The 23,258-nt window shown below is 69.0% G+C and carries 15 protein-coding genes and 1 tRNA gene; 10 read left to right on the top strand and 6 right to left on the bottom strand.

Annotation, left to right across the window (positions count from 1 at the left end; translation table 11 throughout):
- Positions 1-68: 68 nt before the first annotated feature.
- Positions 69-1,037, bottom strand: a complete 969-nt coding sequence (locus ACN26Z_RS06905) for an aldo/keto reductase (protein ID WP_282239918.1) — start codon at positions 1,035-1,037, stop codon at positions 69-71.
- A gap of 71 nt (positions 1,038-1,108) precedes the next feature.
- Between ACN26Z_RS06905 and mgrA the strand changes: the two genes are divergently transcribed.
- Together mgrA and ACN26Z_RS06895 are read left to right on the top strand one after the other, a co-directional pair.
- Positions 1,109-2,104, top strand: coding sequence for an L-glyceraldehyde 3-phosphate reductase (gene mgrA, locus ACN26Z_RS06900; RefSeq protein WP_421460281.1), 996 nt, complete (start codon positions 1,109-1,111; stop codon positions 2,102-2,104).
- A 63-nt stretch (positions 2,105-2,167) separates the two neighbouring features.
- Complete coding sequence (locus ACN26Z_RS06895) at positions 2,168-3,169, top strand: 2-hydroxyacid dehydrogenase (RefSeq protein WP_210939602.1); 1,002 nt, start codon at positions 2,168-2,170, stop codon at positions 3,167-3,169.
- Positions 3,170-3,178: 9 nt separating this feature from the next.
- Here the strand turns inward: ACN26Z_RS06895 and ACN26Z_RS06890 are convergent, their stop codons facing one another.
- A complete protein-coding gene (locus ACN26Z_RS06890) occupies positions 3,179-4,093 on the bottom strand; it encodes an AraC family transcriptional regulator (RefSeq protein ID WP_421460279.1) in 915 nt (304 codons plus the stop codon).
- 80 nt (positions 4,094-4,173) lie between these two features.
- Between ACN26Z_RS06890 and ACN26Z_RS06885 the strand changes: the two genes are divergently transcribed.
- Positions 4,174-5,145: an SDR family NAD(P)-dependent oxidoreductase gene (locus ACN26Z_RS06885; RefSeq protein ID WP_282239922.1), complete on the top strand. Its 972-nt coding sequence runs from the start codon at positions 4,174-4,176 to the stop codon at positions 5,143-5,145.
- A 67-nt stretch (positions 5,146-5,212) separates the two neighbouring features.
- Here the strand turns inward: ACN26Z_RS06885 and ACN26Z_RS06880 are convergent, their stop codons facing one another.
- Positions 5,213-6,640: an aldehyde dehydrogenase family protein gene (locus tag ACN26Z_RS06880; RefSeq protein ID WP_282239923.1), complete on the bottom strand. Its 1,428-nt coding sequence runs from the start codon at positions 6,638-6,640 to the stop codon at positions 5,213-5,215.
- A gap of 207 nt (positions 6,641-6,847) precedes the next feature.
- Here ACN26Z_RS06880 and ACN26Z_RS06875 point away from each other — a divergent pair, with 207 nt between their 5' ends.
- The 6 genes from ACN26Z_RS06875 (at position 6,848) to ACN26Z_RS06850 (ending at position 17,647) form a co-directional block, all read left to right on the top strand.
- Positions 6,848-7,684, top strand: coding sequence for a helix-turn-helix transcriptional regulator (locus ACN26Z_RS06875; protein WP_421460278.1), 837 nt, complete (start codon positions 6,848-6,850; stop codon positions 7,682-7,684).
- A 151-nt stretch (positions 7,685-7,835) separates the two neighbouring features.
- A complete protein-coding gene (locus ACN26Z_RS06870; RefSeq protein ID WP_421460276.1) occupies positions 7,836-8,891 on the top strand; it encodes a trypsin-like serine peptidase in 1,056 nt (351 codons plus the stop codon).
- A gap of 111 nt (positions 8,892-9,002) precedes the next feature.
- Positions 9,003-9,401 carry a carboxypeptidase-like regulatory domain-containing protein gene (locus tag ACN26Z_RS06865; RefSeq protein WP_282239926.1) on the top strand — a complete coding sequence of 133 codons (399 nt, stop codon included), beginning with the start codon at positions 9,003-9,005 and terminating at the stop codon, positions 9,399-9,401.
- Between the two features lie 230 nt (positions 9,402-9,631).
- The gene (locus ACN26Z_RS06860) at positions 9,632-13,561 is read left to right on the top strand and encodes a ThuA domain-containing protein (protein WP_421460274.1); all 3,930 of its coding nucleotides are present in this window, start codon (positions 9,632-9,634) and stop codon (positions 13,559-13,561) included.
- A 174-nt stretch (positions 13,562-13,735) separates the two neighbouring features.
- On the top strand, positions 13,736-14,326 hold the full coding sequence (locus tag ACN26Z_RS06855) for a TetR/AcrR family transcriptional regulator (protein WP_421460272.1): 591 nt from the start codon (positions 13,736-13,738) through the stop codon (positions 14,324-14,326).
- Between the two features lie 162 nt (positions 14,327-14,488).
- The gene (locus ACN26Z_RS06850) at positions 14,489-17,647 is read left to right on the top strand and encodes an AfsR/SARP family transcriptional regulator (RefSeq protein ID WP_421460270.1); all 3,159 of its coding nucleotides are present in this window, start codon (positions 14,489-14,491) and stop codon (positions 17,645-17,647) included.
- Positions 17,648-17,773: 126 nt separating this feature from the next.
- On the opposite strand, the gene ACN26Z_RS06845 is transcribed toward ACN26Z_RS06850, so the two are convergent.
- The 3 genes from ACN26Z_RS06845 to ACN26Z_RS06835 form a co-directional block, all read right to left on the bottom strand.
- Positions 17,774-19,090 carry an FG-GAP repeat domain-containing protein gene (locus tag ACN26Z_RS06845; RefSeq protein WP_421460269.1) on the bottom strand — a complete coding sequence of 439 codons (1,317 nt, stop codon included), beginning with the start codon at positions 19,088-19,090 and terminating at the stop codon, positions 17,774-17,776.
- A gap of 1,514 nt (positions 19,091-20,604) precedes the next feature.
- Positions 20,605-20,677 (bottom strand) — tRNA-Ala (locus ACN26Z_RS06840).
- An 89-nt stretch (positions 20,678-20,766) separates the two neighbouring features.
- Positions 20,767-21,357 carry a YqgE/AlgH family protein gene (locus ACN26Z_RS06835; protein WP_093406609.1) on the bottom strand — a complete coding sequence of 197 codons (591 nt, stop codon included), beginning with the start codon at positions 21,355-21,357 and terminating at the stop codon, positions 20,767-20,769.
- A 280-nt stretch (positions 21,358-21,637) separates the two neighbouring features.
- On the opposite strand from ACN26Z_RS06835, the gene mdlC reads away from it, so the two are divergent.
- On the top strand, positions 21,638-23,233 hold the full coding sequence (gene mdlC / locus ACN26Z_RS06830; protein ID WP_421460268.1) for a benzoylformate decarboxylase: 1,596 nt from the start codon (positions 21,638-21,640) through the stop codon (positions 23,231-23,233).
- Positions 23,234-23,258: the final 25 nt, after the last annotated feature.

The following is a 23,258-nucleotide window of genomic DNA, read 5'->3' as shown; positions in this document are numbered from 1 at the left end:
AACGCGGCGACTCGGGTGGGTCAACTCCTTCAACGCTTCCGGTGGTGCGGCGGACATCGGCCGCACGGTCAGCCGCGTACCCGGGACCTGACGAACTTCGGTATCGCGGCCAGTCCGGTGACCGGTCGGAACGCACGGGCCGCGTTGACAAGTGCGGCGTACTCGTCCTCGGTCAGATCGATCTCCGCGGCGGCGGCGTTCCGCTCCATCTGCTCCACGCTGGACGCACCGGGAATCGCCACCACGTTCGGGTGACGCAGCACGTACGCCAGGGCGATCTGACTCGGCGTCGCGTCGTGCGCGGCGGCCACCTGGCGCAGCGTCTCGATCAGCGCGCTGCCGCGTTCCAGGTTCTCCGGCAGGAAGTACGGGTTGGCCCGCCGGATCGCGCCGACCGGCGGATGGTTCGCGTCGTACCGCCCGGAGAGAAAGCCCTGTGCCAGCGGGCTGTACGCGATGACCAACCGACCGGCCTGCTCGGCGTACCGGAGAAGATCCTCCTCCGGTTTGCGGTCCAGCATGCTGTAGCGGACCTGGTTGCTGAGCACCCGCCGGCCCAGCGCCGTCTCCGCCACCTGCCAGCGCCGCAGGCTGTAGTTGCTCACCCCGACCTCGGCGACGAGACCGACGTCCTGCAACGCGCGCATCCCGCGCATGGTCCGCTGGTCGCTGACCACCGGGTTGGGTTGGTGCACCTGGTAGAGGTCGATGCTGGTGACGCCGAGCCGAGCAGCCGAGGCGACCGCCCGCTGCTGCACCACCGACGCGACCGGCAGCACCGGCAGGATCTTGGTGGCGACAGCGACCTTGTCCCGGTCGGCGGCCAGCGCCGCACCGAGGAGCCGTTCGCTGCGACCGAAGCCGTAGACCTCGGCGGTGTCGAAGAGAGTCACGCCCAGCTCGACGGCGCGCCGGACGATGGTCGCCGCCAGCCGTTCGTAGTCCGGGCCGTACCCCCACTCCCGGGAACCGAACTGCCACGTACCGAGGCCGATCCTGGACAGGGGCTTCGGGGTGTCGAGCCGCACGTAACGCATGGGTCGACGCTACCCGTCGCGGCGCACCACGGCCGCAGCTCGACTCAACGACCGGACCTCGGGCTATGGTCATGATCGTGACCTACCTCGCCGCCGACACGCGCTATGACCAGATGCCCTACCGACGCAGCGGAGCCAGCGGGCTCCGGCTGCCCGCGATCTCGCTCGGCCTGTGGCACAACTTCGGGCCGGACCGCCCCGTCGAGCGCCAGCGCGACATCGTCCGGCGCGCCTTCGACCTTGGCGTCACCCATTTCGACCTGGCCAACAACTACGGACCGCCGCCCGGTTCCGCCGAGGAGAACTTCGGCCGGATGCTCGCCGGTGACCTCAAGCCGTACCGCGACGAGCTGGTCATCTCCAGCAAGGCCGGCTACCTGATGTGGCCCGGTCCGTACGGCGAGTGGGGTTCCCGTAAGAATCTGATCGCCTCGCTCGACCAGTCGCTGCGCCGGCTCGGCCTGGACTACGTCGACATCTTCTACAGCCACCGGTACGACCCGGACACCCCGCTGGAGGAGACGATGGGGGCCCTCGACGCCGCCGTCCGCTCCGGCAAGGCCCTCTACGTCGGCATCTCCAACTACACCTCGGAGCAGACCGAGCGGGCCGCGGCGATTCTGCGCGACCTGGGCACCCCGTTGCTGATCAATCAGCCCGCGTACTCGATGTTCAACCGGTGGACCGAGCAGGACGGGCTGCTCGACACGCTGGAGCGGGTCGGTGCCGGCTGCATCGCCTACAGCCCGCTGGCCCAGGGTCTGCTCACCGACCGCTACCTCGACGGCATCCCGGCCGACTCCCGGGTCCGCACCAGCGTCTTCCTGAACGAGAGCGATGTGAACGAGCAGCGACTGGCCACCATCCGAGGGCTGGCCGCCATCGCCCAGCGCCGGGGCCAGTCCCTCGCGCAGCTCGCGCTCGCCTGGGCACTGCGCGACCCTCGGATGACCAGCCTCATCATCGGTGCCAGCAGCGTGCCGCAGCTGGAGGCCAACATCGCCGCGGTGGAGAACCTCGACCTGACCGCCGAGGAGCTCACCGAGATCGACGCCCAGTTGACCTGACGGGTCGTCGGACCCTGTCCCTGGGCCGGTGTCCGGCCTTAGCGTGGACGGTGGAGGTGGCCCATGCGAGTGGCAGTGTTCAGCACCAAGCCGTACGACCGGACGTTCCTCACCGAGGCGAACGCCGCAGCCGGTCATGAGCTGACCTTCCTGGAGCCGAGGCTCACCGCACAGACCGCCCGGCTCGCCGAGGGGTCGGACGCGGTCTGCGCCTTCGTCAACGACGACCTCTGCGCCGAGGTGCTCGACCAGCTCGCCGAGGTCGGCGTCCGGGTGGTGGCGCTGCGCTCGGCCGGTTTCAACAACGTCGACGTGGTCACCGCCCGCAAACTGGGCCTGACCGTGGTGCGGGTGCCGGAGTACTCGCCGCACGCGGTGGCCGAGCACACCGCCGGCCTGATCCTCGCCCTGAACCGCAAGATCCACCGGGCCTACAACCGGGTACGCGAACACAACTTCGCCCTCGCCGGCCTGCTCGGCTTCGACCTGCACGGCCGTACGGTGGGCATCGTCGGCACCGGGCGGATCGGTGTCTGCGTCGCCCAGATCATGGCGGGTTTCGGTTGCCGGGTGCTGGCCAGCGACCCGTACCCGAACGACGCGGCCCGCGCCGCCGGCGTGGAGTACGTGCCGCTGGAGCAGTTGCTCGCCGAGTCGCACATCGTCACCCTGCACTGCCCGCTCACTCCGGACACCCGACACCTGATCGACGCCGAACGCATCGCCCTGCTCCGCGAGGGCGTCATGCTGATCAACACGGGCCGGGGCGCGCTGGTCGACACCCGGGCCGTGATCAACGGCCTCAAGAGCGGCCGGATCGGCTACCTCGGCCTCGACGTGTACGAGGAGGAGAGCGACCTGTTCTTCGAGGACCGCTCCGAACGGGTCCTCGGTGACGACGACTTCGCCCGTCTCACCACCTTCCCCAACGTGCTCATCACCGGGCACCAGGCGTTCTTCACCGAGGACGGCCTGCACAACATCGCCGAGACCACCCTCACCAACCTCTGCGCCGTCGAACAGGACGGCCCGGACGCCGTCCCCACCGCAGCTCGGGTCTGCTGACTCCCGGCGTCAGCGGGGCCGAGCGAGGCGGCGGTAGGCACGCGGCGGTTGGCCGGTGACGCGCTTGAAGGCGACGCTGAGGGCGCTCTCGGAGCCGTAGCCCACGAGTTGCGCGATGCGGGCCAGGGTGTCGTCGGTCCGGCGGAGCCGGTCGGCGGCGAGTTCCACCCGCCAATCGGTGAGGTACTCCAGCGGGGCTCGGCCGACCACCGCCCTGAACCGTGCCGCCAGGGTCGAGCGGGAGACCGAAGCGGCCCGGGCCAGCTCCGCCACCGTCCACTGGTGTGCCGGCCGCTGGTGCAGCTCCCGCAGCGCCACGGCGACCACCGGGTCACCGAGGCCGGCCAGCCAGCCGGTGGCCGATCCGGCGGCACCGGCGAGATGGTGGCGGAGCATCTGGATCAGCATGACGAGAGCGAGGTGCTCGGCGACGAGGCCGGCGGCGACCCGCTGCTGTCGTAGTTCCCGGTCGACCTGGTCGATGGCCCAGTGCAGGGTGGCGGCCTCGGCGGCCGTCCCGGGCACGTGGACCACCGGGGGCAGGGCGTCGAGCAGCAGCGGGCGGGCCCGTTCGCCGAAGTGGAACGCACCGCCGACGGCTGCGAAGTCGTCGCCCGTCCCGGCCCGGGCCACCCCGCCCGTCGCCGCCAGGAAGATCGGTCCCGCCGGCACCGGGACCGCCTCCGGGTCACTGAAGAGGGTGTACGGCCGGGCACGGGTCAGCAGGTAGCAGTCGCCGGCCACGAGGGGCAGCGAGTCGGCGGACCCGTCGAGGCGAAGCCAGCAACGCCCCCGGCGGACCGCGTTGAACTTGATTCCCGCAGGTGCCTCAAACTCGACCGCCCAGCTGCCGCCCGCCTCCATACTGGCGGAGAGGTGGCCGGTGGCGCCGACAAGAGTCAGCACGTCGTGCAGCGGGTCCACCCTACCCCCTGGACTTACACTAAAGATAACTGGACGTAAAACCATAGTACGTCCGACCTGGGGAACCTAACGTTGCCGTCATGGACGACAACACGAAGACCCGCTCCCGGGTCGTCACCCCGTTCGGGCCCCGGACGACAGCTGCGGAGGTACTGGACGGCGTCGACCTCACCGACCGCCGGATCATCGTCACCGGCGGCGCCTCCGGCCTCGGCACCGAGACCGTACGCGCCCTGGTCGGCGCCGGGGCGGAGGTGACCATCGCCATCCGTCGCCCCGCCGCCGCAGCCGACCTGGTCGAGGAGATCTCAGCCCGCTCGGGCTCGGCCCACGCCGCCCCGCTGGACCTGTCCGACCTGACCTCGGTCGCCGCCTTCGTGGCGGACTGGCAGGGACCCGTGGATGCCGTCATCGCCAACGCCGGGATCATGGCCGTGCCGAACCGTGAACTCACCGCTCAGGGCTGGGAGGCGCAACTCGCCACCAACCACCTCGGGCACTTCGCGCTCGTCACCGGCCTGCACGACAACCTCCGCGCCGCCGGTTCGGCCCGTGTCGTCCTGGTCAGTTCGGGTGCGCACCTGCGGGCACCCTTCGACTTCGCCGATCCGCACTTCGAGCAGCGCGCGTACGACCGTTGGTCGGCGTACGGCCAGTCGAAGACCGCGACGGTGCTGTTCGCCGTCGGCATCGCCAACCGTTGGGCGGACGACGGAATCGTCGCCAACGCCGCCAATCCCGGCTACATCCTGACCAACCTCCAGCGGCATCTCGACGACGAGACGATGCGAGCCTTCGGGGTGCTCGACGAGGCCGGCAACCGCGTGCCGTTGGACTACTACAAGACGCCCGAGCAGGGCGCCTCGACCTCGGTCCTGCTGGCCGCCTCGCCCCTCGTCGAGGGCGTCACCGGGCGGTACTTCGAGGACAACCAGGAGGCCGAGGTGACGCCGGTGCCGGAGGAGGCCGAGGCGGGGGTCGCCCCGCACGCCCTCGACCCGGCGGCGGCGGAGCGCCTGTGGAGGTACTCGGAGCAGGCCGTCGCCGCCTGAACCACCGTTGTCACCCTGTCGTGGCCGGGAGAAACACGACGTTCCTCCCGGCCACGGCGGCCCCCGGTCAGCGCTGGATGGACTTGGTCTCCAGGAACTCCTCCAGACCGGCCCGGCCGAACTCACGGCCGTTGCCGGACTGCTTGTAGCCACCGAACGGGGCGTACGGGTTCCAGTGGCCACCGTTGACGTCGACCTGACCGGCCCGCAGTCGACGGGCGACGGCGAGCGCGTGCCCGGGCTCGCCGAAGACGCCGGCAGTGAGGCCGTACATCGTGCCGTTGGCGATCTCCACGGCCTCGTCCTCGTCGGCGTACCCGATGATGGTCAGGACCGGGCCGAAGATCTCCTCCTGGGCGACGGTGGAGTTCGGGTCGACCTCGGCGAAGATGGTCGGCCGCACGTAGGCCCCCTGCTCCAGCCCGTCGGGCCGGCCGGGACCACCGAACACGAGTTTCGCCCCGTCGGCGACACCCCGCTCGATGTAGCTGTTGACCTTGCGCCGGTGGGCCTCGTACGCCATCGGGCCGATCCGGGTGGTCTCGTCGCGCGGATCCCCGACCGGGTACTGGGCCGCGGCAGCCACCGCCAGGCGCACGACCTCGTCCTGGCGCGACGCCGGCACCAGCATCCGTGGCCACGCGCCGCAGACCTGGCCGCCGTTGGCGAACGCCATCATCACCCCGGTCTCCACCGCCCGGGGCAGGTCGGCGTCGCCGAGGATCACGAGAGCACCCTTGCCACCGAGTTCGAGCGCGACCCGCTTGACGGTCTCGGCGGCGACGGCCGAGATGCGCCGCCCGGCCCTGGTGGAGCCGGTGAAGGAGATCATGTCGATGTCCGGATGCGCCGAGATCGCCTCACCGACGACGTCGCCCGTGCCGTAGACCACGTTGAACACGCCGGCCGGCAGACCCGCCTCGGCGGTCACCTCGGCGAGGATCCGCGCGGTCAGCGGCGCCACCTCCGACGGCTTGAACACCACCGTGTCGCCCGCGATCAGGGCGGGCGCCAGCTTCGACACGATCTGCTGCAACGGGAAGTTCCAGGGAGTGATCGCCCCCACCACACCGATCGGCTCGCGGACGATCAGCGAGTTGCCGACCTCCTCGGTCCACTCGAAGTCTCCGGCCAACGTGGCGAACGAATCGGCGACCGCGATCGGGAAGCCGACCTGGGCGGTCCGGGACATGCTCAGCGGCGAACCCATCTCGGCGGTGATCGCCGCGGCGATCTCCTCGCTCCGCTCGCGCAGGCCCGCGCTGATGCGTCGCAGCACGGCGGCGCGCTCGACGGGTGGGGTGGCCGACCAGCCGGGGAAGGCGGCCCGCGCTGCGGCGACCGCCCGGTCCACGTCTGCGGCGGTGCCGGCGGGCACCTCGGCGACGATCTCCCCGGTGGCGGGGTTGCTGACGGTGATGGTCTGGACGGATCCGGCGGAGGCCACCCCACCGTTGATCCAGTGTCCGGTGGGCGTGTGGGTGTTGGTCGTCATGGATCCGAGTCTTGGCTGGTCACCCGGGGCCAACCAGGCACAGCCGATCCGTGGCTGGCAGGTCGCCGGTCGGCTGCCCCGATCCCCGGACAACCAGCACCTGGCTGCCCCGTGCCAGCTCGTGCCAGCCTGGGAAACAGCCCCGGACCTGCGGTTGTTGGGCAGTTGGAGACCGCGCACCGGCGGTGGGAAGCAGAAGGAGCCGTCATGGACCGCGCTCGACTCGCCGAGTTCCTGCGGAGCCGACGCGAGGCACTACAGCCCGAGGACGTCGGGTTGCCCCGTGGGCACCGCCGACGGCGTACCGGCGGGCTTCGCCGCGAGGAGGTCGCCGCCCTCAGCGACATGTCGGCCGACTACTACAGCCGGATCGAGCAGCAGCGCGGCCCGCGCCCGTCGGAGCAGATGCTCGCCTCGATCGCCCGAGGACTGCGGCTGTCCGTGGCGGAACGGGATCACCTGTTCCGGCTCGGTGGATACCCCGCGCCGCAGCGGATCCGGCGCAACGACCACGTCAACCCCGGCATGATGCGCGTCTTCGACGGCCTCGGCGACGTCGCCGCCCAGGTGGTGAGCGACCTCGGTGAGACCCTGACACAGACCCGGCTGGCCAGCGCGCTGCTCGGCGACGAGACCCGGCACACCGGGCTGGCCCGCAGCCTGCACTACCGCTGGTTCACCGATCCGGACACCCGACGCCTCCACCCCGACCAGGATCATCCCGCGCAGAGCCGCACCATCGCCGCTGACCTGCATCGCGCGTACACCCGTGACGGTCGCGACTCGCGAGCCGGTGAGATCGTGCACGCCCTGCTCACCCGGAGCCCCGAGTTCGCCGAGCTGTGGCGCGCGCATCCCGTCGCCGGGGCGTACTGCGCGCCCAAGCGCATCCAGCACCCGGAGGTCGGGCTGCTCGAACTGCACTGCCAGGTCCTCGTCGACCCCGACCAGTCGCAGCTGTTGCAGGTCTTCACCGCCGTCCCGGGCAGCGAGAGCCACCACAAGCTCCGGCTCCTGTCGGTCGTCGCCGGCCAGTCGATCTGACTCGCCCGGCGGTGCGCCACGCCGGTACGTTGCGCAATCTGTCCGAAACTGAACGTAGCGGTGTCGACGGACAGACACACACGAGTGTGGATCAACCTGGTCGATATAGCTTGCCCATCGGAAGCGTCCAGCTTCGATGAGGAGGGCTCTCGTGACGTCCACACCGCCCAGCAGAACCCGACCGAGGAGCATCCTCGCGATCGGGATCACCGCCGTCCTGGCGTCGGCGCTCGCCGCCGCACCGGCCACCGCCGCGCCGACCGGCCAAGCCCCGACCGCAACCGCCCGCGCCGACGTGCACGGCGCGGTCGCCGACTCGGGCGCCGTACCCGCCGCCGTCGCGCTGCCCACCGTGCAGCGCGGCATCGATGGGGTACGGGGTTCCGGCGCCTCCGGATCGATCGGCACCGGCAAGGCCGGGCCGGGCGGCAGCCGGTTCGATGCCGGCGGCCGTCCCGCCGCGCCCGACGGGGACTCGATCGGCATCCAGAGCGTCATCGGCACCGACAACCGGGTCAGGGTCGACCCGACCACCGTCTTCCCGTCCAGCGCCATCGTGCAGATCGTCCGCACCACCAACGGCAGCACCTGGGGCTGCACCGGCTGGCTCTACGGCCCGAGCATCATCGCCACCGCCGGGCACTGCGTGCACCCGGGCGGCGGCCAGAACGGCGGCGGAGGCAACAACTTCTACCCACGCGGGGACTTCCAGATCATCCCGGGCCGCAACGGGGCGTCGACGCCGTACGGCACGTGCACCGCCACCCAGCTCCTCTCGGTCACCGGCTGGACCCAGAGCGGCGACGAGACGTACGACTACGGGGCCATCCGGCTGAGCTGCGCCGCCGGCAACAGCACCGGCTGGTTCGGCATGTGGTGGCAGAGCGCCTCGCTCACCGGCACCGCGACCACCGTCAGCGGCTACCCGTGCGACAAGACCTTCGGCCAGCAGTGGCGGCACGCCGGGCAGACCGTCGCGGTCACCCACGCTCGGCAGGTGTTCTACCAGAACGACACGTTCGGCTGCCAGAGCGGCAGTCCGGTCTACCAGACCCGGGCCGCCGGCAGTTCGTGGTGCGTCGGGCAGTGTGTGATGGCGATCCACGCGTACGGCCTGCACGGCTCCTCGCCACACTCCACAAACAACCACGGCACCCGCATCACGGAGAGCGTGTTCAACAATCTGATCACCTGGCGCAACAGCTGACCCGAATTGCCCGTGCGGGTGGGCCGGCGAGCAGCCGCCCACCCGCACGGAACCGTCACCACCTGGGGTGCGTCCCAGTTACTGTCCGTCATCGCCAGTGAGGAGGCAGTCATGAGCCGTAAGCGCCTCGGGGTGCTCGCACTGCTGATCGCCGCCCCGTTGCTGATCGGGGCGAGCCTGCTGGCGTTCGGCGGAGACGACCCGGTCTCCGACGACGGGCCACCGCCCCCGCCGGGTCGCACCAACCCGGCCGGCACCGTGACCGGCACCGTCACCACCCCGGCGGGTGACCCGGTGCGTCAAGCGTCCGTGCAGGTCACTCCCCTTGACGAGCCGGCACCGGCGATCCCCGAGATCGGCGTCCTGACCGGGGACGCCGGCCGCTACGAGTGGCGACTTCCGCCGGGCCGGTACGAGATCGTGGTCAGCAGCGGCGAGCAGCACAGCGCGCCACAGACCGCGACCGTGACCGCCGACCAGGTCACCCGCCTGGACTTCACCCTTCCCTGAACGGGCCCCGCGACGGGATTCGCCAGTCAGCCCTGACCTGCCGAGATAACGCTCTCACGAAGTTGGCTGGAGAGCTTGACGCGCCCGTGACGCAGCCGCAACGATGTATGTACATGCCTCACGCTCGCACCGGCGACGGCGCGTTGAGCGGGCCGCGAGCATGCTCGGCTCCACCACCTCCACCCCACCAGGCGTGATCGGCGCACGCCGTCCTCGAAAGGACGACCACCGTGCGCAGATCTCTGAGATCGTGGCTCGGCGCCGTACTGAGCGCGGTCCTCGTGGCCGGCGGCATCGTCGCGGTGCCACCCGCGGCCAGCGCCGCACCGTTCACCGTGCTGGTATTCAGCAAGACCGCCGGATTCCGGCACGGATCCATCGTCCCCGGCATCGCCGCCATCCAGCAGCTCGGCGCGGCCAACGGGTTCACCGTCGAGACCACCGAGGACGCGGCCCAGTTCACCGACGCCAACCTGGACCGGTTCGCCGCGGTGATCTGGCTGTCCACCACCGGTGACGTGCTCAACGCCAGCCAGCAGGCCGCGTTCGAGCGGTACATCCAGGGCGGCGGCGGGTACGTGGGCGTGCACGCGGCCGCCGACACCGAGTACGAGTGGCCCTGGTACGGCGGGCTGGTCGGGGCGTACTTCGCCTCGCATCCGGCCAACCAGACCGCGACCATCAAGGTCGCCGACCAGGTCCACCCGTCCACCGCCACGCTGCCGCAGCGCTGGACCCGGTTGGACGAGTGGTACAACTACCGCACCAACCCCCGCGGCAGCGTGCACGTGCTCGCCACCCTGGACGAGAGCACCTACACCGGCGGCGGCAACGGGTACGACCACCCGATCTCCTGGTGCCACAACTACTCCGGCGGCCGGGCCTGGTACACCGGCCTCGGGCACACCGACGAGTCGTACGCCGAACCGAACTTCCGTACCCACCTGCTCGGCGGCATCATGAGCGCGGCCGGCGCGGCCGAGGCCGACTGTGGCGGCACCGTGACCAGCAACTTCCAGCAGGTCGAGCTGGCAAAGGGCGCAGCCGAGACGGGCGAGCCGATGAGCCTCACCGTGCTGCCGGACCGGGGCGTGTTCCACACCTCCCGTAACGGCGTCATCCGGCACACCGACGCGGCCGGCAACACAAAGGTCGCCGCCACGCTGCCGGTCTATACCGGCGACGAGGAGGGCCTGCAGGGCATCAAGGTCGACCCGAACTTCGCCACCAACCGCTGGGTGTACGTCTTCTACGCGCCACCGCTGGACACCCCAGGTGGCGGGGCGCCGACCACCGGTACGCCAGCGGACTTCGCCCGGTGGGACGGCGTCAACCGGCTGTCCCGGTTCACCGCAAACGCGGACAACACCATCAACCTGGCCAGCGAGACCCTGATCCTGGACGTGCCGACCAGCCGGGGCATGTGCTGCCACGTCGGCGGCGACATGGACTTCGACGCGGCCGGCAACCTGTACCTGTCCACCGGCGACGACACCAACCCGTTCGAGTCGAGCGGCTTCACCCCGATCGACGAGCGGGCCGGCCGCAACCCGGCCTTCGACGCCCAACGCACCGCGGGCAACACCAACGACCTGCGCGGCAAGGTGCTGCGGATCAGGCCGAGTGCGGCCGGCGGGTACACCATCCCGGCCGGGAACATGTTCGCGCCGGGCACCGCGCGGACCCGCCCGGAGATCTACGCGATGGGCTTCCGGAACCCGTTCCGGATGAGCGTGGACAAGGAGACCGGCGTCGTCTACCTGGGCGACTACGGTCCGGACGCGGGAACCGCCGACCCGAACCGGGGCCCGGCGGGCAACGTGGAGTTCGCCCGGATCGACAAGCCCGGCTTCTACGGCTGGCCGTACTGCACCGCCCGCAACGACGCCTACAACGACTACACCTTCCCGTCCGGCCCGTCCGGCCCGAAGTTCGACTGCGCCAACGGGCCGGTGAACAACTCGCCGAACAACACAGGTCTCACCCAGTTGCCGCCGGCCGTCCCGGCCTGGCTGCCGTACGGCGGTTCCGGCTCCCCGCCGGAGTTCACCAGTGGCGGTCTGTCCCCCATGGGCGGCCCGGTGTACCGGTTCGACCCGGACAACACCTCCGACGTGGCGTTCCCGGAGTACTACGACGGGACGTACTTCGCCGGTGAGTTCGGCCGCCGCTGGATCAAGAACATCAAGCTCGACTCGGCCGGCCAGCCGTTGAAGATCAACCCGTTCCCGTGGACCGGCACCCAGGTCATGGACCTGGAGTTCGGCCCGGACGGCGCGCTCTACGTGCTCGACTACGGCACCGGCTGGTTCAACGGCGACGCCAACTCGGCCCTCTACCGGATCGAGTACGCCCGCGAGGGCAGAGCCCCACGGGCGATCGTCTCGGCCACCCCGACCAGCGGCGTCGCACCGCTGACCGTGCGGTTCTCGTCGGCCGGCACGCTCGACCCGGACGGCGACCCGTTCACCTACGCCTGGGACTTCGACAACAACGGCACCACCGACTCGACCACGGCGAACCCCACGTTCACCTACACCGCGAACGGCACCTTCCGACCGACCCTGACGGTTCGGGACAGCACCGGCAAGGTCGGTACCGCGAGCACCGTCATCACTGTCGGCAACAGCGCCCCGGTGGTCACCGTGAACACGCCGCTGAACGGGTCCACGTTCTCCTTCGGGGACGCCATACCGTTCTCCGTCACGGTCACCGACGCGCAGGACGGTCCGATCGACTGCGCCCGGGTGAAGGTGAACTACGTTCTCGGCCACGACTCACACGGCCACCAGATCAGCAGCGTGCAGGGCTGTTCCGGGGTCATCCAGACCTCGGTCGACGGCGAGCACGACACCGCGGCGAACATCTTCGGCATCATCGACGCCGAGTACACCGACCTCGGTGGCGCCGGTCAGCCACCGCTCACCACACACACCCAGGCCGTCCTCCAGCCCCGGGTGCGCCAGGCCGAGCACTTCGGCGATTCGTCCGGCATCCAGGTCGTCACCCCGGGCAGCGCCCACGGCGGCGCGGCGATCGGGTACATCGACAACAACGACTGGATCTCGTTCCACCCGTACAACCTGACCGGCATCCAGTCGTTCAGCGCCCGGGTCGGCGCCCCGGCGGACGGCGGCGGCACCCTCGAACTGCGGGTCGACTCCCCCACCGGACCGCTTGTCGGCCAAGCGACGGTGGTGCCGACCGGCGGGTACGCCACGTTCGCCACGATCACCGGCGGGATCACCGCCCCGACCGGTACCCGCACCCTCTTCCTGGTCTTCAAGGGCACCGGACCGTACTTCGACATCGACGAGTTCACCCTCTCGACCAGCCCCGGCGGCGGGCCCGGACCCGACCCGGAACCGGGCGCCAACCTGGCTCAGGGCAAGCCGGCCCGCGCCTCCAGCGTGCAGGACGCCTTCGTCGCCGCCAACGCGTTCGACGGCGCGCTCGGCACCCGGTGGTCAAGCGCGTTCAGCGACCCGCAGTGGATCGACGTGGACCTCGGTGCCACGTACGACATCAACCGGGTCAAGCTGACCTGGGAGGCGGCGTACGGCAGCGGGTACCAGATCCAGACCTCGCCGGACGGGGTCAACTTCACCACCATCCGCACCGTGACCGGCGGCGACGGTGGCGTGGACGACCTCACCGGGCTGACCGGTTCCGGCCGGTACGTCCGGCTCACCGGCACCACCCGGGGCACCGGCTGGGGCTACTCACTGTTCGAGTTCGAGGTGTACGGCGGCACCAGCGGGCCGCAGCCGGGCACCAACCTGCTGCTGAACAAACCGACGCTGACGTCCAGCAGCGAGGGGGCCGGCATGTCCGGCGCCCAGGCGGTGGACGGCAGCCTCACCACCCGCTGGTCGTCGGCGTTCTCCGACCCGCAGTGGATCCGGGTCGACCTCGGCAGCCCGACCGCGATCGGTCGGGTCAAGCTGAGCTGGGAGGCGGCGTACAGCAGTTCGTACCGCATCCAGACCTCGAACGACGGCACCACCTGGGTCGACGTGAAGACGGTGACCGGGGCCGACGGCGGCGTGGACGAGCACACCGCACTCGGCGCCAATGGCCGCTACCTACGGATCTACGGCACCGCCCGGGGCACCGCCTGGGGTCACTCGCTCTGGGAACTGGAGGCGTACGCCAGCTGAACCGAACCACCACCGACGTGGCCGGCACGGGGCAACCCGTGCCGGCCACGGCAGGTCCGGCCCCTGGGGCACAGCAGCTCGTCGTCACGATCGAGCAATCCACGCCGACCAAAATGCGACATCGGTGTCGCAGAAAGCAGTAGCATTGTCGCAGAAGCATGCTAGTGTCCGGATGTGCAGTCAGACCCCGATGTGCCATCACCGGCACGTCGCCGCACGCGTCAGACGATCATCGAGGCGGCAATCGCCGTGTGGATCCGCGACCGCGACGCCACCCTGAGCGAGATCGCCGACCGCGCGGAGACCCATCGGGCCACGCTGCACCGTCATTTCCCAGGCCGGGCCGATCTACTGGTTGCCGCGATCCGGCACAGCATCGGCGAGATCGTCAGTGCGACAGAGGCCGCCGCCATCACCCAGGGACCGCCGCTCGACGCCCTGAACCGACTCGTGGCCGCCTACCTGGCGGTCGGCGACCGCGTCAGGTTCCTGTTCGAGGACCACGCCGTCGCCAACCACCCCGCCGTCGCAGAGTTCGCCGCAGCCGACGGCCCGGTCATCGAGCTCATCCGTCGGGGCCAGGCGGACGGCACCATCGACCCTACCGCCCCATCGGCCTGGATCGAGCGATCGATTTGGGCGTTGGTCTACGCGGCCTCCGAGGCCGTCGATGACGGGACACTGGCGGCCCACGAAGCCTTGCCCGTGCTCCTGCGAACTGTCAGTGATGGTGTCGTCCGTCATCCTCGGCGCGATTCATCCTAGATCTTTGTATTGCCGGTCCTGGCGGCGCGGCCAATCGAAATGCGGCCATGACGGCTCTTTTGCTCGTGGCCGTCCGTGCACTGCTCCTCGCGGCGTAGACGCCAATGCAGGTCCTCCGGGGGAGTGTGCCTCAATGGAGTGGGTGTTCCCTTGCATGAATCTGTGGACGTCGGGGTGGACGGTGCGGCCGTACGGGCTCCCGCACACGAATTCCGCCTTCTGGGGCCGGTCGAGGTGGTCAAAGGCCACGAGCACGTCAAGGTTGGTGGCCCCCGCGAGCGGGGCATACTTGCGATGCTGCTGTTGAATGCCGGCCGCGTGGTCCAGATTGATCAGCTCGTGGAGGCAGTGTGGTTCGATCAGTCACCGCCGTCGACGGTACGTAAACAGGTACAGAACCGAGTGAGTTCGCTGCGGCGGATTCTTTGCTCCGCCGAGGCGGATGCCGGACGCATTGTGGCGAACGGCAGCGGATACGTCTTGCACGTTGATACTGCGCAGCTCGACCTGGCTCGATTTCGTGAGGGGCTTCGGCAGGCGGATTCACTCACCCGTCGGGGCGAGTATCGCACGGCAGCCGACAATCTACGGCAGGCGCTAGGGCTGTGGCGAGGGCGGGCGTTGGACGGCCTACGCGGCCCCTCGTTCCAGTTTCAGGCACGTCGGCTGGAGGAGATGCAGGCCCAGGCGCTTGAGCGACGACTCATCCTCGACATGACGCTCGGCCGGCACCGAGAGCTGATCCCGGAACTTGTCTCCGCGACCGCGACGGCACCATTCAACGAAAATCTGTATCAACTGCTGATTGTCGCCCTGTACCTCGCGGACCGAAAGGGCGAGGCGCTAGAGGTCTACCGGCGGGCACGGACGACGTTATCTCACGAGTTGGGGATCGAACCGGGCAAAGCCCTCCAGGAACTCCATCGCTGCGTCTTGGACGGTGCCGATGTGCTGGGCTGGTTCACCACCAGCCATGTTGTCTCCGGTACGGTTCCTCAACCTCGACACGGATCGACGAGCGCGGCCACAACCCAGTCTCCGGCACCCCGACAGTTGCCGCCGCCCGCTCCCGGATTCGTTGGCCGTGCGCACGAGATCCGCATTCTCGACGGCATGCTCAACGCGGCCACCGACCCGCCGGTCGTCGTGATTTGCGGAACGGCGGGTATCGGCAAGACTGCCCTGGCGCTGCACTGGTCCCACCATGTCGCCGACCGGTTTCCCGACGGCCACCTCTACCTCAACCTCCGCGGGCACCGCCCCTCGACGACAATGACCACAGTCGAGGCGCTAGGCCAGATGTTACGCTCGCTCGGCCTTTCACCGACCTCCGTGCCGGAAGATCTCGACGAGGCGGCTGCCCTCCTGCGGTCGATCCTCGCCGACCGACGGGCTCTGGTCGTCCTGGACGACGCCGCCTCGGTCGAGCAGGTACGGCCGCTGCTGCCCGGTGGCCCTGGCGCCTTCACGATCGTCACCAGCCGCATTCGGCTGGCCGGCCTCGTCGCGCGAGACGGCGCCAACCTCATGTCGATCGACATCCTCGCCGAGGACGAAGCGCAGTCACTCCTGGCGTCCACAATCGGCACGCAGGCTACCTACGAGCCCTCCGAGATGGCCCATCTGGCACGGCTGTGCGCCTATCTCCCGCTGGCCCTTCGCATCGCCGCCGCGAACATCGCCACCCGCCACGGCACCGTCGGCAGCTTCCTCGCCGCCCTGACCGATGGCAGCCCGCTGAGCGCGCTGGTCGTTGAGGGCGATCCGGACACCGCCGCACGTACCGCTTTCTCGTCCTCCTACCGGCTCGTGCCGGTCGCTGCCCAACGCATGTTCCGCCTGCTCGGAACCATGCCCGGCGACGACTACACCGTCGGCGCGGCTGCCGCCATCGCCGACGTCTCCGACGAGGAGTCCGCGCGCCTGCTCAACGTCCTGCACACCGCCAGCTTGGTCAACAAAGGCAGCCCGTCCCGGTACCGCCTCCATGACCTGTTACGACACTTCGCGACAGAGCTGGCGGCAGCCGACGAGAGCGACGCGGCCTTCGAGCGCCTCGCCACGTGGTACCTGTCCCGAGCCAGGGCAGCAGCCAGGGCACTCTATCCCCAACACACGCGCCTGCCACCATCCGCCGACGAGGTCGCTGACCAGAGCTTCACCTTCGCTGGCAACGCAGCCGCCCTGGCGTGGTTCCACATGGAGTGGGCGAACATCACCTCGGCGATATCGACCGCCGCGCAGCGCGGTCATCCCATCGCGTGGTACCTCGCCGACCCACTGCGGGGATACCTCGCCCGGCAACTCCATATCCCCCAGTGGCGGGCGATGTGCGAGACGGTCAGGCAAGCCGCCGCCCAGGCGGGTGACGTCGCGGCCCAGGCAATGGCTCACCTCGGGCTGTCTCACCTGCACCACTGCCTCGGGCGACCACGGCACGCTGTTCGTGAGCTGGAAGAGGCGGCGGCACTGGCAACTCGGGCCGGCTGGCGCGACGGGCTGGAAACCGCGCTGAACAACCTCGGCATCGTCCACGCCGAGTGGGGCAAGCTCGTCAAGTCCATCGAGTATCAGGTTGAGGCCGTCCGCCTGAGCGGGACCCGTCCCAACCGACCTCAGTACGCACGCGTTCTCAACAACCTCGGCGTCTCCCAGCGACTCCGAGGGCGGCCCGACCTTGCGATCCGGTATCTGCGACAGGCGGAAACCATCTACGGCCGCTTCGACGCCGAAGACGGGTTGGCGAACACGTTGGAAAGCCTGGGACGGTCCTTCCTGGACCTCGGCGACACCCATACAGCCGAGCAGGCGCTGCGCCGCGGGCTAACCAGCAGCCGGGCGTGCGGAAACCGACATCTCGACACCGACTGCCTCGTCGGCCTGGCGCTCGTACGACTGCAAACCGGCGACCTCGATCGTGCGGAGTCGCATGCAGCGGAGGCGCTAGGGATCGCGACCGAGTTGGCAGAACCAAAGCGGATCGCCGACACCTGCAACACTCTCGCCGCAGTGCTCCTGGCGCGGTCCGACCGGCACGGCGCACTGGCCCTGCACCAACGCGCGCTAAACATCGCTGTTCAGGCAGACGCCCGGTACCAGACGGTCGTCGCGATGGCCGGAATCGCGGCGACCCGACACGCGCTCGGCGAGATGGACGACGCCCGCGAGGAAGCGCTGAAAGCCCTCGCCGCAGCCACCGAGACGGGCTATGACGTCTTGCTCGGCCAGATCCGGGCTCAACTCGCCGCGTTCGACCACGTCCAAGCGCCTGCTCATCGCCGACCGTCCGCCGGCGACGCGACGAAATCGAGTGTCAGGTAGCCGTTGGGTGGCATCAATCTGCGGTGGTGCAGGCTGCGAGGGTCGATGCCGGAACAAGCGGCGGCTCCTCGGACCGGACGGCTCCGGGAGGCGTGGATCATCCCACGCCCCCCGGGGCTGGTGTGGTTAGAGGTAGATGCCGGTGAGGACCAGCCGGTTGTTGGACCAGGAGAAGTTGGGGTTCCCGCCCGAGTTCCAGAAGACGACGACGTTGCCGTTGTCGCGGACTTGGCTCACGTCGCCGAGGCCGTCGTTGTTGAAGTCACCGACGCCGATCTGTCGAGGACTGGGGATGCCAGTGAGAACCAACCGGTTGTTCGACCAGGAGAAGTTCGGATTCCCACCCGAGTTCCAGAACACCACCACGTCACCGTTGTCCCGGACCTGAAGCAGATCAGCAAGGCCATCGCCGTTGAAATCACCGACCCGAACCTGGCCGGCGTTTGTGATACCGGTGAGGACCAGCCGATTGTTGGACCAGGAGAAGTTGGGGTTCCCACCCGAGTTCCAGAACACCACCACGTCACCGTTGTCCCGGACCTGAAGCAGATCAGCGAGGCCATCGCCGTTGAAATCACCGACCCGAACCTGGCCGGCGTTTGTGATACCGGTGAGGACCAGCCGATTGTTGGACCAGGAGAAGTTGGGGTTCCCACCCGAGTTCCAGAACACCACCACGTCACCGTTGTCCCGGACCTGAAGCAGATCAGCGAGGCCATCGCCGTTGAAATCACCAACCCGAACCTGGTCGACGTTGGGGATACCGGTGAGGACCAACCGGTTGTTCGACCAGGAGAAGTTCGGGTTCCCACCCGAGTTCCAGAACACCACCACGTCACCGTTGTCCCGGACCTGAAGCAGATCAGCAAGGCCATCGCCGTTGAAGTCGCCGTATTGAATGCGATCCGCACCGATGCTGTGGCCGCCGCTCCACCAGGAGGTTTCCTTACGGGCACCCGGCCAGCTGAAGCTGAAGTGGATGTGATCGGTATGGCAATCGCTTGCATCACCGGGCGTGCAATCGTATGGCCGCCAGCCCTCAGATGCGCGACTGGCACTCCAGATCCGCTTGTTCCAGATCAGGTACATGATGCCGAAGCGCCGGGCGAGAGCGTGAGCGTTTCCGTGCCGGTCGGTAGCGAGTAGCCAGTTGAGGATCTCATTGGCGCGTGCGTTCTGGGTCGAGTTGTTCGCGTTCAGCGCGAAGTCGAGTGCCCGACCTTCCTTGTGCTCGCTGGTACCTCCCCAACTACACGGCCTGTCAATGTTCCAGTTGTGGTGGCCATAGTGTCCAACAAGCAGATCCTTGAAGCCCACCACACCTGGCTTCGCGGTCGGATCGCAGGTGGACTGGCTCACCAGTGGCGCTAATGGCTCGATGGCAGGTCCGAAGTCCGGGGTGGGCGGCGGTGCCGCCCACGCGGGCCCGCTGACACCGAGCAACGAACCCGTCGCGACAAGCACGGCTGCCAAACCGGTCAGCAGTACCTTGCGAGCCCCGCGACTACGAGTGCGAGATAACACGCTAGCTTTCTCCTTCTCTTCGGTGGCACGAGCGAATGACGGCAGACGTTGAGGACCCCGCCCGATTTCCGGACGACATCACCTGTTGTCACGGACTTGGCCGCCGTAGTTGAAGGAATTGCATACGGTCTGTCGCACGTCCACTTCGAAGCCTGGTCACGTGACGCCCTCGTCTGCTCGTTCGCCATGAAGGCGGTGCCGGTAGAGACACTCGCAGCCGCGATCCCTGGACCGTCACCGATCCGTCACCACTCCCATCACGAGAACGTCCCACGCCCGTCCGACGATCATGGGCCACTGGGCTTGGACCGAGGCCCTACCTCCGTGACTCGCTCTGGCCGACCGGCAGCCCACGTCGCTCACGGATTGCCTGCATCTCGTCCTTGAACCCACGGCGCTTCTCCTGCTCACGCGCGCCGTCCCCGCTCAGCTATGTCGGCGTGGCTGGGGAGCGCCGGGGCAAGGGCATCGAGGACCGTCTCACGGTCTACCACCGGGCAAGGCCGCCGTCAGCGGACTCGGCGAGGCAGCCCTCGACTGGGCCCTCGCTGACGTCGAGTGGCTACGTGAGCGAGTGGCTGAGGTAGAGGCGGGACACCCCCGGAGGGCGACCTCCTGGGCTCAAGAGGCCATCCATCACGCCGACCTTCACATCAGCTGGGCAACAACGCCTGACAGAGAAACCGCCGTCGCTGATCGTCGTCGACATCGAAGCCTTTACGTCCTCTACCCAGGCATGATTTGATGCTCGTGCCGAGCTGGTTACATCTTGAGTGAGCCCTTCACCGCACGACGCACTGGCGAGGACTGGCTGTTTCATCTGCTACCGCTCGGCCACACATCGGTTACTAGACCCTGGCGGAGTGGAAATGCGTCGCGCTGCAACGACACTGAGTGCTGCCCTGCTGATGTCGTTCGCTCTACTTGTTCCTTCATCCGCAGCACAAGCCGACCCCTGTGGGGCCAGCAGCTGGACTGTCGGAGAAACCCAGTACCTCACCTACCGGAACTGCGGCTCAAGTTATACGTGGCGCAAGGGCCACATCGCCGGCTCGTGGGGCAGCTGCTTTTACATTGCCCCTGGCACAACCGACTACCTCAAGATTAAATACGCGCCCGACGGAAAGCTCCAATCCTGGGGCGTCGCTTGGTGCTGACCGGCCAGCACGGACAACGATGCAGGACATCGCCTCACCGCCGACGCGAACTCCGTCAGTACGCTCGACAGGACCAAGTCGGTCCCGGCGAAACTGAGACCACAAGCGGAACGCCCGGCCGGCCCTGACGGACCGACCGGGCGTTCTCGCTGTCAGGAGCGGTGGCGGCGGGATTTGAACCCGCGGAGATAGCTGTGGCTACTGCTTGGCTACTCTCCTCTACCGGAACGACGAAGGGCGCCCGCCATGTCCGACGAACGCCCTGATCGTGAAGGGTGGAGCCGAGGGGACTCGAACCCCTGACCCCCACACTGCCAGTGTGGTGCGCTACCAGCTGCGCCACGGCCCCTTGCTGTCGCACCCGGCTGCCCGGGCACTGGGAGAACTATACACACGCCCGCCGGCATGGTCATCTCGCGGGGTGCCCGCAACGGCCGGTCAGTTCAACGCCACGTCCGGTGGGAAGTGCGCGACCGCGGCCATCATGCCGCCCTGTCGGCGCAGCACCATCGGCCACAGATCATCAGGTCTGTCGACGAACGCGTCACCGGGCAGCGCGTCCAGCACGAACCAGGACCCGTCCTCGATCTCCTGTTCCAGTTGGCCGGTACCCCAGCCCGCGTACCCGGCGAAGACCCGGATGCTCTGCACGTTCTCCCGTAGCCGCTGCGGGTCGACCGACAGGTCGAGCGTGCCCACCGCGCCGGAGACCTGGTGGAAGCCCTTGAGGCGGCGCACCGGCGGCCGCATGCGGGCCAGGCAGATCGCGGAGTCGGGCTGCACGGGGCCGCCCTCGAACAGCACCGCCGGGTGGCGTGCCAGGTCACCCCAGTCGCGCAGCACGTCGGCCACCGGCACCTCGGTGGCCCGGTTGAGCACCACACCGAGCGCGCCGCCGGGCTCGTGCGCGACCAGCAGCACGACGGTACGGTCGAAGTTCGGGTCTTTCAGCGCCGGTGTCGCCACCAGCAGCTTCCCGGTCATCGACTCCGTCGCCCGCCCGCCGATCGCCTGCCCCTCTCCCTGCATCACACGCACCCGTCAGTCGTGCACGGAAAGGCGGAACCGGTGACACTCGTCGACGGTGGGACCAACCGGTGACATCTGCGCTGTCATCGCCATGCCTGGCACCATAGCTTGCGCCCCCGATCCAGGCGAAGGTCTGACAGTCGGGTGATCGACAGACGGTCGGCTGGGCCGGGCGACGCGTCACCACCGAGGCGACCACGGCCAGTGCCGCCACGAAGCTGAGTCGCAGCAGCGGCGAAAAGCTCTTTACTCCCGAGTTGCCCCGATACATTCAGAAGTGATGGCAACGGTCCGCGACACCACCTACGACCTGCTCCGGGCCCTGGGCATGACCACCGTCTTCGGCAACCCCGGCTCCACCGAGGAGCCGTTCCTGCACGCCTTTCCCGACGACTTCCACTACGTGCTCGCGCTGCACGAGGCGTCGGCGGTGGGCATGGCCGATGGGTACGCGCAGGTCACCGGGGCGCCGGCGCACGTCAACCTGCACACGGCACCGGGTACCGGCAATGCCATGGGCAACATCGTCACCGCCTGGCACAACCGGACCCCACTGATCGTCACCGCCGGCCAGCAGACCCGGGAGATGCTGCTGCTCGAACCCCGACTCACCGCCCGCCATCCCACCGAGCTTCCCCAGCCCTACGTCAAGTGGGCCCACGAGCCGGTCCGGGCCCAGGACGTCCCGGCGGCGCTCATGCGGGCGTACGCGACCGCGATCCAGCCGCCGACCGGGCCCGTCTTCCTCTCGCTTCCGCTGGACGACTGGGCACAGCCCGCCGATCCGCCTCCGCAGGCCCGCACGGTGGCCACCCGGTTCGCTCCCGACCCGGAGCGGCTGCGCGAATTTGCCGCGGCACTGGCGACGAGCCGATCACCGGCCCTGGTGTTCGGAGCCGCCGTGGACCGGGCCGGCGCCTGGGCGGCCGGGGTTGCGCTCGCGGAGCGGCTGGTCGCCCCGGTCTGGTCGGCGCCCGCACCCGAGCGGACCGCCTTTCCCGAGAATCATCCGCATTTCCAGGGGGTGCTGCCCTTCGCGATCGGCCCGTTGGCCGAGCAGCTCCGGGGGCACGACACCGTACTGGTGGTCGGTGCCCCGGTGTTCCGGTACTACCCGCACGTGCCCGGTGAGACCTTGCCGGACGGTGCCCGGCTGCTGCACGTCACCGACGATCCCGAGGAGGCGGCCCGGGCACCGATCGGCGACAGCCTCCTCGGCGATGCCGGCCTCACCCTGGCCGCGCTTACCGAGCTCATGCCACCGGCGGACCGGCCGCCACCGCCCGCCCGGGCAGCACCGTCGCCGGTGGAGGATTCGGTTCCGCTCAGCGCCGACGCACTCTTCGCCGCACTGGCCCGGCACTGGCCTACGGACGGCGTGCTGGTGCAGGAGTCTCCGTCCAACCTGTCGGCGTTGCGTCGCCGGCTGCGGTTCGACACCCCCGGGTCGTACTTCACGATGGCCAGCGGAGGTCTCGGCTACGGCCTGCCGGCGGCCGTCGGCATCGCCTTGGCGCAGCGGGACACCGGCCGGCACCGGCCGGTGATCGCGGTGATCGGCGACGGCTCGTTCCACTACTCGGTCCAGGCGCTCTGGACCGCCAGCCAGTTGCGGTTGCCGCTGGTGGTAGTCGTACCGGTCAACCAGCAGTACGCGATCCTCAAGGCGTTCGCCGAACTCAAGCAGACGCCGGGGGTACCCGGGCTGGATCTGCCCGGCATCGACGTCACGGCGATAGCCCGCGGTTACGGGTGCGCCACCACGGTGGTCGACGGTCCCGATCAGCTCGGCGAGGCGCTGGCCATCGCGCTCCGGGCCGACGGGCCGACGGTGCTGCCGGCGCCGATCCGCACCGACGTGCCGCCGATCCTCTGAACCCGGGTGAGAGACGAGACAGCGT

Source organism: Verrucosispora sp. WMMD703 (assembly GCF_049178935.1).
GTDB lineage: Bacteria > Actinomycetota > Actinomycetes > Mycobacteriales > Micromonosporaceae > Micromonospora > Micromonospora sediminimaris.
This window is presented reverse-complemented; position numbering and strand designations above follow the sequence as displayed.